The organism is Pseudomonas sp. LRP2-20 (assembly GCF_024349685.1).
Classification (GTDB): Bacteria; Pseudomonadota; Gammaproteobacteria; order Pseudomonadales; family Pseudomonadaceae; genus Aquipseudomonas.
Genome location: NZ_AP025944.1, coordinates 418978 through 433756 on the forward strand (window position 1 = coordinate 418978; position 14779 = coordinate 433756).

Genomic DNA, 14779 nt, shown 5'->3' on the forward strand with positions numbered 1-14779 from the left:
GGTTTTTGTAGGTGATGTCTCAAGCTGGCGTAGGTTGCATCTTCCACTGCCTTTTGCGCCTTGTGAGTGCTCGTTGTCATGCCTAGCGTGGAGTGCATTCTCTCGTATAGGAAGCATGACCATGAGTTATCGCTTGGCGATGGCCATCCCCTGCCTGATGGTTGGCCTGCAGGCTTGCACTGTGCAGGAATGCGCCAATCCGCGTCCGCAGGACGTCGTTCAGTGCCATATTGGCAAGGTGCGCCAGACACCCTTGGAATCTGAATTGCTCGAGCAGGCCCTTGAGCCTGGTTACGCATTCCGTCGCCTGCAGCTGGTTTCGCAGGTGTGGGAACCGGCCCCGGTGCTTGAGCCGCGCCGCTGGGAGCACAATGTCGAGCTGCACATCCCGGGCAATGCAGTGCCTGGCAAAGCCTTGCTGGTGGTGAACAACGGCGTGCGGCACGGGCCGGCGCAAACCCCTGACTATGCCCGTGAAGCGTTGCGCGAAGTCGCCCTCAAGGCGCAGATGGCCGTGGTCATGATCAGCGATGTGCCCAACCAGTATGTGACCTTTGGCGATGTCGACAAGCCCTTGCGCGAGGATGACGCGGTGGCCCATACCTGGGCCCATTCGCTGCGTGGGGCGGCGCCGGAACTGCCACTGCATGTGCCGATGGCCGCAGCGGCGAGCCGGGCGATGGACCTGGCCGAGCAGGAACTGGGCAAGCAGGGGCTGGCGGTGGACCGTTTCATCATCACGGGTGCTTCCAAGCGCGGCTGGAGTGCATGGCTCACGGCATTGGCCGATGAGCGGGTGATGGCCATCGTGCCCAGCGTGATCGACGTCGCGGACACTTCGGCCATGCTGGCCGGATTGCGCAAACGTTATGGTGGTCACTGGCCCTTGGCGCTGGGTTCCTACCAGCAGGCCGGTGTTCTGCAACAGCTGGGCACCCCGGCATTCGAGCGGCTGATGGCGTTGATGGATCCGATGCAGTACCTGGGCGAGGAGGGGCAGCGCCTGGCCATTCCCAAGTACCTGGTGTCCGCCAGCGGTGACGACTTCTTCGCGCCTGATCCGGTCACTGATTATCAGCAGCGCCTGCCAGGCGTGACCAGCTTGAGGGTGTTGCCCAATTCCGACCACGGTGGCGTGCGACAAGCGGTGGTCAGCACCTTGGTGCCGGTGGTGACGCGCCTGCGCGATGGCAAACCGCTGCCGAGCGTGCAGGTGTCGGCAACCGGGCAGGCCGGGCAGATGCTCGTCGACTTCTCCGAACCGCCAGTGGCGGTGAGGGTGTGGACGGCAAGCAACAGCAGGGACCGCGACTTCCGCTATGCCTGCGGGGTGCGCTACCAGTCCGAGACGCTTGCGCCCAAGCAGCACTTCACCCTGCAACGCACGGCACCCGCTACGGGATGGCAGGCGCAGTTCGTCGAAGCGAAGTTCGCTGATGGCTTCATCGCCACCAGCCCGGTCAGCGTGTTGCCGCAGACGTACCCCGAGCACCCGCCGACGGATCAGGGTGGTGCTTGCCGCAGCTTCCCGGCGCAGAGCGCTTGAGCAACAGGCTCAATCCGGCATGCCCAGTTCGGCGTCGTCCAGCAGGGCCTTGGCCAATGCACTGAGGTAGTGCGCAGCCCAGATCAGGGCGCGGTGACTGTGGTTGTAGGCGATCATCAGGTAGTGGGTGATGACCACGACGTGGTCGAGGGGGATGAGGTTTTCGCAGATGGTGTGGGTGAGGGCCTGTCTTGAGGTTGCAGATGGGCTGCCATGGGTCCGCCTCGACATTTTCAGCGCCTATGAGATCGAGCGCCGCCCGCGCGGCGCATCGCGAGCTGCGCTCGCTCCTACGTTTGTTTCGGGCCAATGTTTCCTGTGGGATTTGCGCGCGTACGCCGTGGCGCATGGCTCGATATCGCGTCGTACCAGCAAGGCGGTCGCGCGCGCTTGTCACAGGCATTACTGGCCCGAAACAAATGTAGGAGCGAGCGCAGCTCGCGATGCGCCGCGCGGGCGGCGCTCGATATCCGCCACGCCATCACAATCAAGGCATGCGCCCTGCGGCCCTCACCCAATCAAAAGGCGAATCACCGCCCGACCACCTTCGGCTTGTAAGCACAATACCCCGGCCGCGGCCCGACCTTGGGGTGGTTGCGGCAGGTATCCGGGCGCTTGTCATAAATGGTGCACAGCCGGCTCTTGCGATCCAGATACATGCAGTCATCGTTGCTCATCCGGGTCAGGGTGAAAATCCCCGACTTCTGGTTGAAGCGCTCGATGATGCCTTCCTTCTGCAAACGCTTGGCTACGTTCTTCGGCGGTTCGTCTTTCTCGAACTCGTCCACCACGCCGATACGGATCAGATCCTTGATCTTCACCTCCACCGGCAGGGTGCAACAGGTCGAATGGCAGCCGTGGCACATGTTGCTGGTGTAGCGCTGCCAGGTCTCCAGGCGGTCGACTTCGGCCGCAGCGATCAGGGTCGTTTTCATCGTTATGGGGGTGAATCACGGTCTTGGGGCGCGCGATCATACCCGAGTTGTTCAAATTGTGAACAACCTTTTGCCGGAATCACAGCGTCGGCATGAAAACTGCGAACAGTAACTGTCACTCCCTGTCGAAGGGTCTAGTCTCAACAATCTCCCTCCGCTTTCGTCAACTTGCCAGAGGATGCCGCATGTCCCAGGAACCCAAAGCACGTGACGCCGAGGTGGCCGAATTTCGTGCCGCTGTACTGAACAAACTGACCTACGCGGTCGGCAAGGACCCGGAGCATGCGTTCGACCACGACTGGTTCGAAGCCATTGCCCTGGCGGCGCGTGATCACATGGTCGATCACTGGATGGACCACACCCGGCAGGCCTACCGTCGTAGCCAGAAACGGGTCTATTACCTTTCCCTGGAATTTCTCATCGGCCGCCTGCTCTACGACAGCCTGAGCAACCTGGGGCTGCTGGACATCGCCCGTGATGCGCTGGAAGGGCTGGACGTGGACCTGGAGCGCATCCGCCTGCTCGAACCTGACGCCGCGCTGGGCAACGGCGGCTTGGGCCGCCTGGCGGCCTGCTTCATGGAGAGCATGTCGACCCTGGGCATTGCCGCCCACGGTTACGGGATCCGCTACGAACATGGGTTGTTCCGCCAGGCAGTGGTGGATGGCTGGCAGCAGGAGCAGACCGAAAACTGGCTGGACTTCGGCAACCCCTGGGAGTTCGAGCGTGCGGAGGTGATCTACCCGATCAGTTTCGGCGGCAGTGTCGAAACCGTGCACGATGCCGGTGGCACTCAACGCCAGGTCTGGTGGCCGGGCGAAACGGTGCGGGCGGTGGCCTACGACACGCCGGTGGTAGGCTGGCGCGGTGCCAGCGTCAACACCTTGCGCCTGTGGCGTGCGCGGGCGCTGGAAGAGCTGCATCTGGAGCGCTTCAATGCTGGTGACCACCTGGGCGCCGTGGCCGAAGTGGCGCGGGCCGAGAGCATCTCGCGGGTGCTGTACCCGGCCGACAGCACCGAGGCCGGGCAGGAGCTGCGCTTGCGCCAGGAATACTTCTTCGTGTCGGCTTCGCTGCAAGACTTGCTGCGCCGCCACCTGAACATGCACAAAGACCTGCTGAACCTGCCTGATGCGGCAGCCATCCAGCTCAACGACACGCACCCTTCGATTGCCGTGGCGGAGCTGATGCGGCTGTTGGTGGACCAGCATGAAGTGCCCTGGGAAAAAGCCTGGGAGCTGACCGTCGGCACGCTGGCCTACACCAACCACACCTTGTTGCCCGAAGCCCTGGAAACCTGGCCGGTGGCGCTGATGGAGCGCATGCTGCCGCGGCACATGCAGATCATCTACCTGATCAACGCCTATCACATCGACGCGTTGCGGGCCAAAGGCCTGCACGACTTCGACGTGCTGCGCGCGGTATCGCTGATCGAGGAGGACAATGGCCGCCGGGTGCGCATGGGCAACCTGGCGTTCCTTGGGTCGCACAGCGTCAACGGCGTGTCGGCGCTGCACAGCAAGCTGATGAAGAGCACGGTGTTCGCCGAGCTGCACAAGCTTTACCCGCAGCGAATCAACAACAAGACCAACGGCATCACCTTCCGCCGCTGGCTGTACCAGTCCAACCCTCAGTTGACCGAGATGCTGGTCGAGGCGCTGGGCCCGGAGCTCAAGGACGACCCCGAGGGGCGCTTGGCCGGGCTGGTGCCATTTGCCGACAAACCCAGCTTCCGCAAACAGTTCGCCGCCCAACGCCTGCACAGCAAGCGCGCGCTGGCCAGCATCATCCAGGATCGGATTGGAGTCACGGTCAACCCCGAGGCGCTGTTCGACGTGCAGGTCAAGCGCATCCACGAGTACAAGCGCCAGTTGCTCAACCTGCTGCACACCGTGGCGCTGTACCAGGCCATGCGCAATGACCCCGGCACCAACTGGGTGCCGCGGGTGAAGATCTTCGCCGGCAAGGCAGCGGCCAGTTATCACCAGGCCAAGCTGATCATCAAGCTGGCCAACGATATCGCCCGGGTGGTCAACAATGACCCGACCGTGCGCGGTCTGCTCAAAGTGGTATTCCTGCCCAACTACAACGTCAGCCTGGCCGAAAGCATCATCCCGGCCGCAGACCTGTCAGAGCAGATCTCCACCGCCGGTTACGAGGCCTCCGGCACCAGCAACATGAAATTCGGTCTCAACGGCGCGCTGACCATCGGCACGCTCGATGGTGCCAATGTCGAGATGTGCGAACAGGTGGGGGCGGACAACATGTTCATCTTCGGCCTGACCGCGCAGCAGGTGGAGGCACGCAAGCGGGCCGGTGATTTCGGTGCCAACGCCGCGATCGCGGCGTCGAACCGCCTGAGCGATGTGCTGCAGGCCATTCGCAGCGGCGTCTTCTCGCCGGATGATCCGTCGCGCTATACGGGGCTGATCGATGGGCTGGTTGGCTATGACCGCTTCCTCGTGTGCGCCGACTTCGACGCCTACTGGGATGCGCAGCGGCGGGTCGAGGAGCTGTGGCACACGCCGCAGGAATGGTGGCGCATGGCGGTGCTGAACACGGCGCGGATGGGCTGGTTCTCCTCGGACCGGACCATTCGTGAATACGCAACCGAGATCTGGAAGGCCTTGGATTGAGGTAAGCCTGTCCTGGCCTCTTCGCGGGTTACCCGCGAATGGGGCAGGCTCCGACCATCGGCTTGGTGCTTGCTGAACTACCGACCTATTGTGCCGTCAGAGAGCCGTGGCGAGTCTCATCACTCGCTAGCCTGCAACTCTCCCTGTAAACTGCGGGGGTTTTTCTCCCCTTATCCTTTCGGAGCCATACATGTCCCGCGTTACCCTGAGTCGCTATCTGATTGAGCAGACCCGCAGCAACAATACCCCTGCCGATCTGCGCTTCCTGATCGAAGTGGTGGCGCGTGCGTGCAAGGAAATCAGCCATCACGTGTCCAAAGGCGCCCTCGGCGGCGTGCTGGGCAGCATGGGCACTGAGAACGTGCAGGGCGAAGTCCAGAAGAAGCTGGACGTGATCTCCAACGATATCCTGCTGGAAGCCAACGAGTGGGGCGGTCACCTGGCCGGCATGGCCTCCGAGGAAATGGACAACGCCTACCAGATCCCGGGCAAGTACCCGAAAGGCGCCTACCTGCTGGTCTTCGACCCGCTGGACGGCTCGTCCAACATCGACGTCAACGTGTCGGTCGGTACCATCTTCTCGGTACTGCGTTGCCCTAACGAGTACCTGAGCCAGAACGAAACCCTGAACGAAAACGCCTTCCTGCAGCCAGGCACCCAGCAGGTCGCCGCCGGTTACGCCATCTATGGCCCGCAGACCATGCTGATCCTGACCCTGGGCAATGGCGTCAAGGGCTTCACCCTGGACCGCGAACTGGGCAGCTTCGTCCTGACCCACGAAAACATCCGCGTACCGGAAAGCACTGCCGAGTTCGCCATCAACATGTCCAACCAGCGTCACTGGGAAGCCCCGGTGCAGCGCTACGTGGGCGAACTGCTGGCTGGCGAGACCGGCCCGCTGAAGAAGAACTACAACATGCGCTGGATCGCCTCGATGGTGGCCGACGTGCACCGCATCCTGACCCGTGGCGGTCTGTTCATGTACCCGCGTGACGCCCGCGAGCCGAGCAAGCCGGGCAAGCTGCGCCTGATGTACGAAGCCAACCCGATGTCGTTCATCATCGAACAGGCCGGCGGCGCCTCTACCAACGGTTACGATCGCATCCTCGATATCAAGCCAGAAAGCCTGCACCAGCGTGTGTCGGTCATCCTCGGCTCGAAGGAAGAGGTCGAGCGCGTCACCGCTTACCACAAGGAGTAAGTCATGCTCGCACCTTGGCAGCCGTTGCTGGAGTGGTGGTTCGGTTGGGGCACCAGTCCCCAGGCCGTGGCTGACGAGAAGAGCACGCTGTGGTTCGGCAAGCATCACGATGCCGAAGCCCAGGCGCTGTTTGGCGACCTGGTCGAGCACGCCCTGGCGGGTGGGCTCGACGAGTGGCAGCAGAGCCCGCAAGGCTGGCTCGGCTTGCTGATCCTGCTGGACCAGCTGCCGCGCATGCTCTACCGCGACACGCCGCGCGCCTTTGAAGGCGATCGGCGTGCCCAGGTGGTGGCCATGCAGGGGCTGCAGAAGCACTGGGATTACCAGTTGCTGCCGATCCAGCGGGTGTTCGTGCTGCTGGTGCTGGAGCATGCCGAGGTGCTGGACTGGCAGAACCTGTGCGTCGAACGTTACCAGGTGCTGCTCGAAGAGCAGCCAGAGGGCAACCGGCGCTTGTTCGAAGGTTTTCTCGATTACGCCGAACAGCACCAGCGGGTAATTGCCCGGTTCGGCCGCTTCCCGCACCGTAACCTGGTGTTGGGGCGGCCGAGTACCAGCGAAGAGATGGACTTCCTGTTGGAGCCTGGTTCCCGGTTCTGACGCAAGGGCCTCTTCGCGGGTGAACCCGCTCCCACAGGTAAAGCGCAGGTTTCAAGGGCTGTGCAGTACCTTTGGGAGCGGGTTTACCCGCGAAGCAGGCGCCGCCGGATCAGATCCTGAAACTGCCCACCAGATGCTTCAACCGATCGACCTGATGCTCCAGGTCGGTGCAGGCACGCAAGGTGCTCTGCAGGTTCTGTACCCCTTCCTGATTCAACGTATTGATCTCGGTAATGTCGACATTGATCGACTCGACCACGGCCGTCTGCTCTTCGGTGGCGGTGGCCACCGACTGGTTCATGCCATCGATCTCGCCAATGCGCTGGGTCACGCTGCCCAGGCGCTCGCCGGCCTGGTTGGCAATGCCCACGCTGTGGTCGCTGTGCTGGCGGCTCTGGTTCATGGTGCTGACCGCTACTTGCGCGCCGGCCTGAAGTTCCTCGATCAGGCGCTGCACCTGCTGAGCCGATTCCTGGGTGCGGTGCGCCAGGTTGCGTACTTCGTCGGCTACCACGGCAAAGCCACGCCCGGCCTCGCCCGCGCGGGCCGCTTCGATCGCGGCGTTGAGCGCCAGCAGGTTGGTCTGCTGGGATATGCCGCTGATCACATCGAGGATCTGGCCGATGTTGGCGGTGTGGGCATTGAGTGTCTCGATGTTGCCGCACGAGTCGCTGATGCGTGCCGACAGCTGGTTCATCACCTCGATGGTGCGCCCGACCACCTGCTGGCCATCCTCGGCCAGGCCGCGTGCTTCGCTGGAGTGCTGCGACGCCAGCGCGGCGTTCTGGGCGATTTCCTGGGCGGCGGCGCCTAGCTGATTGATGGCCGCAGCCACACTGCTGGTGCGGCTGGACTGCTGGTCGGCGTTGGCAATCGAGGCATTCGAGGCATCCACCACCTGGGCGGCCACGGCGTTGACCTGCCCGGTGGCCGAGGCCACTTCGCGGATCGACTCGTGAATCCGCTCGACAAAGCGGTTGAAGGATTGGCCAAGGCTGCCGAATTCATCGTGGGCGTGGATGCTCAGGCGCCGGGTCAGGTCACCTTCGCCTTCGGCGATGTCATGCATGGCACGGCCCATCAGGTGCAGCGGCTCCATCAGGACGCGGATCAGCAAGCCGAGCAGGGCGATGATCACCACCACCGCGATCAGGGTGGCGACGATGGCCGAGGTGCGCAGTTCACCCAGCATGGCGAACGCTGCATCCTGGTCGAGTACCAGGGCCACGTACCAATCCGCCGACGGCAAGCCGTCGACGTGGGTGAAGCTGATGAACTGCTTGCGGCCATCGACTTCGACTTCCTTCAGGCCGCTGCCGATTCGGGGTGTGTCTTGCGGGTAGACGTCGGCCAGGGTTTTCAGGGCCAGGTCGGCTTTGGGGTGGATCAGGATCTTGCCTTCGCCATTGACGATGAAGGCATGGCCCTGGCCGTCGAAGTTCAGGGCGTTGATCAGGTTGCTGATGGTCTGCAGGTCGGTGTCGACGCCGCTGACACCGATCAGCCGGCCCGCTTGCTGCACCGGGGTGGCCAGGGTGATCACCAGCTTGCCGGCCGAGGCGGAGATGTACGGTTCGGTGACGATGGTCTGGCCGCTGGCGCTGGCAGCCTTGTACCAGCCCCGTACCCGAGGGTCGTAGTCGGCGGCGCGGTTGCCCACCGGTACCGACTGCATGCTGCCGTCCTGGCCGCCGAAATAGGTGAGCTGGAAGTTCTTGCTGTACACCGGCAAGGCCAGGCTGCGGTCCAAACTGGCTTTGCCCGGCCCATCGACCGCGATTTGCTGGGCCAGGGAGTCGAGCAACTGGATACGGCTGTCGAGCCAGTTGCGGATGTTGCCAGCGGTGAGGCTGCCCAGGTCCTGCAGGTTGGTCTGAACGTCGCTGCGCAGGGACTGGCGTTGTCGGTAGTCGTTGAACAGCACGAAACAGGTAAAGGCAACGGCCACCACGAGGGCGGCGGCCAGCAGGATCTTGTGGCTGAACTTGAGGTTCTTGGTCATTTTTCTGGTCTGCACAAGGCAAGGCATAGGAGGGGGCTGTGGCAACTCGCCACAGCGTGCTCGCTGTGTCGTCGCGGTACGTCAAAACATTAATCGTTTGCGCAGGGGGAGCCGACCAACGGCGTACAACGAAAGAGGGGTTGTCAGGGAACCAGGGAGGGTTTTTCCCGTCGAACACCACTGCAGGCCACTCGCCTGTGTCTATTTTCCAGGAGTGTCCCTTCATGTCGTTGCGTTCCCTCGCCCTGTTGTCCTTGTGCGTCGTCCTGACCGCGTGCAGCAAGATCAATCAGGAAAACTATTCCAAGCTCAAGACCGGCATGAACAAGGCCGAAGTCGAGCAACTGCTCGGCACGCCCACCGAGTGCTCCGGTGCGCTGGGCATGAGCAGCTGTACCTGGGGGGACGAGAAGAGCTTCATCAGCGTGCAATACGCGGCCGACAAGGTGCTGATCTACTCCGGGCAGGGTCTCAAATGAGGCGTCTGCATCTGCTGCTGGGGCTGTGCCTGGTGATGCTGCTGGGGGGTTGCGCCACCTCCGCCCACGACCCGCTGGCGCCGAAAACCGCTGGTGATGTCGACCTCAAGCGCTATCAGGGCAAGTGGTACGAGTTGGCGCGCCTGCCGATGAAGTACCAGGCCGAGTGCGCGCAGTCCGAAGCGCATTACAACCTCAAGCCCGATGGCTCGTATGGCGTGCTCAACCGCTGCCGCACGATGGGGGATGAGTGGCTGCGTGCCGAGGGGCACGCCAAGATCCAGGAGCCGGGGCATACCGACAGGTTGTGGGTCGAGTTCGACAACTGGTTCACCCGCCTGGTGCCAGGTGTGGCCAAGGGCGAATACTGGATCCTGTACGTGGATGATCGCTACCGCACGGCGATCGTCGGCAGCCCGGACCGCAAGTACCTGTGGATCCTGTCGCGCACGCCGACCTTGCCGGTGTGGGAGCGCGAGAGCCTGATGTCCAAGGCTCGTCAGCAGGGCTATGACACCAGCCGGCTGATCTGGCGCACGCCCGACAAGCAGATCGTGCAGATGCATTGAGATGACAGGGGCCGCTGTGGCGGCCCCTCTGTATTCAGCCCAGAAGCGCGCGCAGCACTCCGGCAAACGCCTGCCGGCTCTGTTCTTCGTGGGCATGCCGCCCCTGCCGCACCACCCACTGCCCATTGACCATCACATCCCGCACCTGACGGTCGCCGCCAGCGAACAACCAGCGGTTGAGAATCCCGTCGCCCTCGGCCATGGCGATATACGGATCCTGCCCATCCAGCACCAGCCAGTCGGCCCGCTTGCCCACCGCCAGCTCTCCCACCGGCTGCCCCAGTGCCTGTGCGCCGCCGACCAGGGCCGCGTCGTAGAGCGTGCGCCCGACCATTGGTTGATCACTGCGGTACAGCCGGTTGCGCCGCTGATCCCGCAGGCGTTGGCCATACTCCAGCCAACGCAGTTCCTCGACCACGCTCAGTGATACGTGGCTGTCCGACCCAATGCCCATGCGCCCGCCCTGGGCGAGGAAATCCACGGCCGGGAAAATGCCGTCGCCCAGATTGGCTTCAGTGGTCAGGCACAACCCGGCCACAGCACCACTGCGCGCCATGGCCGTGACTTCATCCGCTTCGGCATGGGTGGCATGCACCAGGCACCAACGCGGGTTTACATCGACATGCTCGTACAGCCACTGCAGCGGCCGCAGCCCGCTCCAGGCCAGGCAGTCATCGACTTCCTTCTGCTGTTCGGCGATGTGGATATGAATCGGGCATTGCTGATTGCCGGCCGCCAGCACCTCGGCGATCTGGCCAGGGGTGACCGCGCGCAGCGAGTGGAAGCACAAGCCCAGCTGTTGGGCGGGTTGTGCCGCCAGCAGCGGCGCCAGTTGCGCCTGCAAATGCAGGTACTGTTCGGTGGAATTGATGAAGCGCCGCTGCCCTTCGTTCGGGGCTTGGCCGCCGAAGCCGGCGTGGCTGTACAGCACCGGCAGCAAGGTCAGGCCGATGCCGCTGCTGGCGGCGGCCGCACTGATGCGACGGGACAGCTCGGCGGGGTCGGCGTACGCCTTGCCTGCCTGGTCATGGTGCACATAGTGGAATTCGGCCACCGAGGTGTAGCCGGCCTTGAGCATCTCGATATACAGCTGGCGGGCAATGACCTGCAGCTGCTCCGGGGTGATCTTGCCGACCAGCCGATACATCAGGTCACGCCAGGTCCAGAAGCTGTCGTTGGGGTTGCCTGCGACTTCTGCCAGCCCCGCCATGGCTCGCTGGAACGCATGCGAATGCAGGTTGGGCATGCCTGGCAGCAACGGCCCGGCCAGGCGCTCGGCGCCGTCGGCCGAGGCGTCGGCTTCGATCCGGCTGAGCAAGCCGTCACTGGATACTTCGAAGCGGACGTTACTGGCCCAACCAGTAGGCAGCAGGGCGCGTTCGGCGAAATAGGCGGACATCGGCAAGAATCCTGTTATTGTTTAACTTGTATATACATATACAGGCGTTTGCCTGCCGGGTAAACTGCGGCAAGCTACCGCTCATTCCATTGCCTAAGGACTCAACGCCGTGCCGACACCTCCTGTCTCCGCGCTGGTTGCCCAGATGGGCGAGGGCCCGGCGCCGCTGTATGCCCGGGTCAAGCAGATGATCATCCAGCAGATCGAAAACGGCAGCTGGCCACCGCATCACCGGGTACCCTCGGAGAGCGAACTGGTCAGCGAGCTGGGCTTCAGCCGCATGACCATCAACCGCGCCTTGCGTGAACTCACCGCTGAAGGCCTGCTGGTGCGCATGCAGGGCGTGGGCACCTTCGTTGCCGAACCCAAGACCCGCTCGGCGCTGTTCGAGGTCAACAACATCGCCGACGAGATCGCCGGCCGCGGCCACCAGCATAGCTGCCAGGTGATCAAGCTGGCCGAGGAGGCCGCAGGCTCCGAACGTGCCCTGGCGCTGGACATGCGTGAAGGGCAGCGGGTGTTCCATTCGCTGATCGTGCATTACGAGAACGGCGTGCCGGTGCAGATCGAGGACCGCTACGTCAACGCGGCCATCGCCCCCGACTACCTCAAGCAGGACTTCACCCGGCAGACGCCCTATGCCTATCTGTCCCAGGTCGCGCCGTTGACCGAGGGCGAGCACGTGGTCGAGGCGATTCTTGCCGAGCCCGAAGAGTGCCGCCTGCTGCAGATCGAGCGGGGCGAACCCTGCCTGCTGATTCGCCGGCGCACCTGGTCCGGCCGCCAGCCAGTGACGGCGGCGCGGTTGATCCATCCCGGTTCCCGTCACCGCCTTGAAGGACGTTTCAGTAAATGACCCAGTTGCAATTGCTGCGTGCGCAGGATTATCCGCGCATGCCCTGGAAGAACGGTGGCGGTTTCACCGAAGAGATCACCCGCGACAACGGCGAAGGGCTCGATGGTTTCGGCTGGCGCCTGTCGATCGCCGATATCGAGGAGTCGGGCGGGTTTTCCGTGTTCGCCGGCTACCAGCGGATCATCACCGTGCTCCAGGGCGATGGCATGCGTTTGCTGGTCGACGACCAGGCCAGCCGGCCGTTGCTGCCGTTCGATGCGTTCGCCTTCAGTGGCGAGAGCCAGGTCAGCTGCAAGTTGCTCGGTGGGCCGATCCGCGATTTCAACCTGATCTATGCGCCGCTGCGCTATCGGGCGCGCTTGCAGTGGTTCGATGGCACCAGCCGCTTGTACAGCTCGGCGTCGACGGTGTTGTTGTTTGCTGCGAGCAACCAGGTCGAGGTGGCCATGGCTGGGCATGAAACGCAGCGGCTGGGTCGCTATGACTGCCTGCGGCTCGAGGGCAATGATGAGTTGCTCGGGCTGGATGTGCAGGGGCGATTCTGCCTGATCGAACTCATTCCAGCGTGAGATAACCGGGGCCGCTTCGCGCCCCATCGCCGGCAAGCGCGGCTCCCACAGGAATATCGCCAGCTTCCAGGCGTGCGCTGTACTTGTGGGAGCCGAGCTTGCCGGCGATGGGGCGCGAAGCGGCCCCAGTGCATTCATGAATTCGGAGGAGTGGTCCGTTTTTTTTGGTTGTCCATGCTTGTACATACAAGTAAAGATGTGTTTGTATATTGACCACGACACATCTGCCTGCGGACAACCGCCGAGGACCTTCCCGTGACTGACAACAACAAATACCGTGACGTTGAAATCCGTGCCCCACGTGGCAACAAGCTGACCGCCAAGAGCTGGCTGACCGAAGCTCCTCTGCGCATGCTGATGAACAACCTCGACCCGCAGGTCGCGGAAAACCCGAAAGAGCTGGTGGTGTATGGCGGTATTGGCCGCGCCGCACGCAACTGGGCCTGCTATGACAAGATCGTCGAGACCCTGACCCGCCTGGAAGACGACGAAACCCTGCTGGTGCAGTCGGGCAAGCCGGTCGGCGTGTTCAAGACCCACAGCAACGCTCCGCGCGTGCTGATCGCCAACTCCAACCTGGTGCCGCACTGGGCCAACTGGGAACACTTCAACGAACTGGACGCCAAGGGCCTGGCCATGTACGGCCAGATGACCGCCGGCAGCTGGATCTACATCGGTAGCCAGGGCATCGTCCAGGGCACCTACGAAACCTTCGTCGAAGCCGGTCGCCAGCACTACGGCGGCAGCCTCAAAGGCAAGTGGGTACTGACCGCGGGCCTCGGCGGCATGGGCGGCGCCCAGCCACTGGCCGCGACCCTGGCCGGTGCCTGCTCGCTGAACATCGAATGCCAACAGAGCCGCATCGACTTCCGTCTGGAAACCCGCTACGTCGACGAACAGGCCACTGACCTCGACGACGCCCTGGCGCGCATCGCCAAGTACACCGCCGAAGGCAAGGCGATCTCCATCGCCCTGCACGGCAACGCCGCCGAAATCCTGCCTGAGCTGGTCAAGCGCGGCGTGCGCCCGGACATGGTCACCGACCAGACCAGCGCCCACGACCCACTGAACGGCTACCTGCCAGCCGGCTGGACCTGGGAACAGTACCGCGACCGCGCGCAGACCGAGCCGGCTGCTGTGGTCAAGGCCGCCAAGCAGTCGATGGCCGTGCACGTGCAGGCCATGCTCGACTTCCAGAAGCAGGGCATCCCGACCTTCGACTATGGCAACAACATCCGCCAGATGGCCAAGGAAGAGGGCGTGAGCAACGCGTTCGACTTCCCAGGCTTCGTCCCGGCCTATATCCGCCCGCTGTTCTGCCGCGGCATCGGCCCGTTCCGCTGGGCGGCGCTGTCCGGTGATGCCGAAGACATCTACAAGACCGACGCCAAGGTCAAGGAGCTGATCCCGGACGACGCCCACCTGCACCGCTGGCTGGACATGGCCCGCGAGCGCATCAGCTTCCAGGGCCTGCCGGCACGTATCTGCTGGGTTGGCCTGGGCCTGCGCGCCAAGCTGGGCCTGGCCTTCAACGAAATGGTCCGCAGCGGCGAACTGTCGGCACCGGTGGTGATCGGCCGTGACCACCTGGACTCCGGTTCGGTGTCCAGCCCCAACCGCGAAACCGAAGCCATGCGCGACGGCTCCGACGCAGTTTCCGATTGGCCGCTGCTCAACGCCCTGCTCAACACTGCAGGCGGCGCCACCTGGGTTTCGCTGCACCACGGCGGTGGCGTGGGCATGGGCTTCTCCCAGCACTCGGGCATGGTCATCGTCTGTGACGGTACCGATGAAGCCGCCGAGCGTATCGCCCGCGTGCTGACCAACGACCCGGGGACCGGCGTGATGCGCCACGCCGATGCCGGCTACGACATCGCCATCGACTGCGCCAAAGAGCAGGGCCTCGACCTGCCAATGATCACGGGCTGATCGCTGCACTTTGAGTGATACTGAACAACAAGAGGGGCCTGCGGGCCCCTGACAGAAT

General features: G+C 63.5%; 13 protein-coding genes and 1 pseudogene. 9 read left to right on the top strand and 5 right to left on the bottom strand.

Annotated features, from left to right (window positions below):
* The first annotated feature begins 121 nt into the window (after positions 1 to 121).
* Entirely contained in the window at positions 122 to 1546 is a 1425-nt protein-coding gene (locus OCX61_RS01730; protein ID WP_261942353.1) for a PhoPQ-activated pathogenicity-related family protein, read from the top strand.
* Between the two features lie 9 nt (positions 1547 to 1555).
* Here the strand turns inward: OCX61_RS01730 and OCX61_RS01735 are convergent, their stop codons facing one another.
* Positions 1556 to 1777 carry a hypothetical protein gene (locus OCX61_RS01735; protein WP_261942354.1) on the bottom strand — a complete coding sequence of 74 codons (222 nt, stop codon included), beginning with the start codon at positions 1775 to 1777 and terminating at the stop codon, positions 1556 to 1558.
* A gap of 299 nt (positions 1778 to 2076) precedes the next feature.
* Positions 2077 to 2481 carry a YkgJ family cysteine cluster protein gene (locus tag OCX61_RS01740; RefSeq protein WP_003249225.1) on the bottom strand — a complete coding sequence of 135 codons (405 nt, stop codon included), beginning with the start codon at positions 2479 to 2481 and terminating at the stop codon, positions 2077 to 2079.
* Positions 2482 to 2666: 185 nt separating this feature from the next.
* On the opposite strand from OCX61_RS01740, the gene OCX61_RS01745 reads away from it, so the two are divergent.
* The 3 genes from OCX61_RS01745 to OCX61_RS01755 all read left to right on the top strand — a co-directional run bounded on the left by OCX61_RS01745 (position 2667) and on the right by OCX61_RS01755 (position 6918).
* Entirely contained in the window at positions 2667 to 5117 is a 2451-nt protein-coding gene (locus OCX61_RS01745; RefSeq protein WP_261942355.1) for a glycogen/starch/alpha-glucan phosphorylase, read from the top strand.
* Between the two features lie 190 nt (positions 5118 to 5307).
* Positions 5308 to 6318, top strand: coding sequence for a class 1 fructose-bisphosphatase (locus OCX61_RS01750; protein ID WP_016712457.1), 1011 nt, complete (start codon positions 5308 to 5310; stop codon positions 6316 to 6318).
* Positions 6319 to 6321: 3 nt separating this feature from the next.
* Positions 6322 to 6918, top strand: a complete 597-nt coding sequence (locus OCX61_RS01755; RefSeq protein ID WP_085677983.1) for a DUF924 family protein — start codon at positions 6322 to 6324, stop codon at positions 6916 to 6918.
* Between the two features lie 109 nt (positions 6919 to 7027).
* Here the strand turns inward: OCX61_RS01755 and OCX61_RS27240 are convergent, their stop codons facing one another.
* Together OCX61_RS27240 and OCX61_RS27245 are read right to left on the bottom strand one after the other, a co-directional pair.
* Entirely contained in the window at positions 7028 to 7858 is an 831-nt protein-coding gene (locus OCX61_RS27240; protein ID WP_400809045.1) for a methyl-accepting chemotaxis protein, read from the bottom strand.
* A gap of 72 nt (positions 7859 to 7930) precedes the next feature.
* Positions 7931 to 8947: pseudogene (locus tag OCX61_RS27245) on the bottom strand (cache domain-containing protein); the annotation flags it as partial.
* A gap of 197 nt (positions 8948 to 9144) precedes the next feature.
* On the opposite strand from OCX61_RS27245, the gene bamE reads away from it, so the two are divergent.
* A complete protein-coding gene (bamE, locus tag OCX61_RS01765) occupies positions 9145 to 9399 on the top strand; it encodes an outer membrane protein assembly factor BamE domain-containing protein (RefSeq protein WP_261942357.1) in 255 nt (84 codons plus the stop codon).
* Positions 9396 to 9968, top strand: coding sequence for a lipocalin family protein (locus OCX61_RS01770; RefSeq protein ID WP_261942358.1), 573 nt, complete (start codon positions 9396 to 9398; stop codon positions 9966 to 9968). Before bamE ends, OCX61_RS01770 begins: the two co-directional genes overlap by 4 nt.
* A 34-nt stretch (positions 9969 to 10002) precedes the next feature.
* On the opposite strand, the gene OCX61_RS01775 is transcribed toward OCX61_RS01770, so the two are convergent.
* A complete protein-coding gene (locus tag OCX61_RS01775; RefSeq protein WP_261942359.1) occupies positions 10003 to 11367 on the bottom strand; it encodes a formimidoylglutamate deiminase in 1365 nt (454 codons plus the stop codon).
* Positions 11368 to 11512: 145 nt separating this feature from the next.
* On the opposite strand from OCX61_RS01775, the gene hutC reads away from it, so the two are divergent.
* From hutC to hutU, 3 genes are all read left to right on the top strand, one after another.
* Positions 11513 to 12223, top strand: coding sequence for a histidine utilization transcriptional repressor HutC (hutC, locus tag OCX61_RS01780; protein ID WP_152955680.1), 711 nt, complete (start codon positions 11513 to 11515; stop codon positions 12221 to 12223).
* Entirely contained in the window at positions 12220 to 12792 is a 573-nt protein-coding gene (locus tag OCX61_RS01785) for a HutD/Ves family protein (protein WP_261942360.1), read from the top strand. The genes hutC and OCX61_RS01785 overlap by 4 nt, the downstream gene beginning before the upstream one ends.
* 255 nt (positions 12793 to 13047) lie before the next feature.
* Positions 13048 to 14721 (top strand): urocanate hydratase, encoded by a 1674-nt coding sequence (hutU, locus tag OCX61_RS01790; protein WP_261942361.1) that lies wholly within the window; start codon positions 13048 to 13050, stop codon positions 14719 to 14721.
* Positions 14722 to 14779 lie beyond the last annotated feature (58 nt).

Coding starts and splice junctions, on each gene's coding strand:
- OCX61_RS01745 (WP_261942355.1), top strand. CDS start 2,667: ATGTCCCAGGAACCCAAAGCACGTGACGCCGAGGTGGCCGAATTTCGT.
- OCX61_RS01785 (WP_261942360.1), top strand. CDS start 12,220: ATGACCCAGTTGCAATTGCTGCGTGCGCAGGATTATCCGCGCATGCCC.
- OCX61_RS01755 (WP_085677983.1), top strand. CDS start 6,322: ATGCTCGCACCTTGGCAGCCGTTGCTGGAGTGGTGGTTCGGTTGGGGC.
- OCX61_RS01775 (WP_261942359.1), bottom strand. CDS start 11,367: ATGTCCGCCTATTTCGCCGAACGCGCCCTGCTGCCTACTGGTTGGGCC.
- bamE (WP_261942357.1), top strand. CDS start 9,145: ATGTCGTTGCGTTCCCTCGCCCTGTTGTCCTTGTGCGTCGTCCTGACC.
- hutC (WP_152955680.1), top strand. CDS start 11,513: ATGGGCGAGGGCCCGGCGCCGCTGTATGCCCGGGTCAAGCAGATGATC.
- OCX61_RS01740 (WP_003249225.1), bottom strand. CDS start 2,481: ATGAAAACGACCCTGATCGCTGCGGCCGAAGTCGACCGCCTGGAGACC.
- OCX61_RS01770 (WP_261942358.1), top strand. CDS start 9,396: ATGAGGCGTCTGCATCTGCTGCTGGGGCTGTGCCTGGTGATGCTGCTG.
- OCX61_RS01730 (WP_261942353.1), top strand. CDS start 122: ATGAGTTATCGCTTGGCGATGGCCATCCCCTGCCTGATGGTTGGCCTG.
- OCX61_RS01750 (WP_016712457.1), top strand. CDS start 5,308: ATGTCCCGCGTTACCCTGAGTCGCTATCTGATTGAGCAGACCCGCAGC.
- OCX61_RS01735 (WP_261942354.1), bottom strand. CDS start 1,777: ATGTCGAGGCGGACCCATGGCAGCCCATCTGCAACCTCAAGACAGGCC.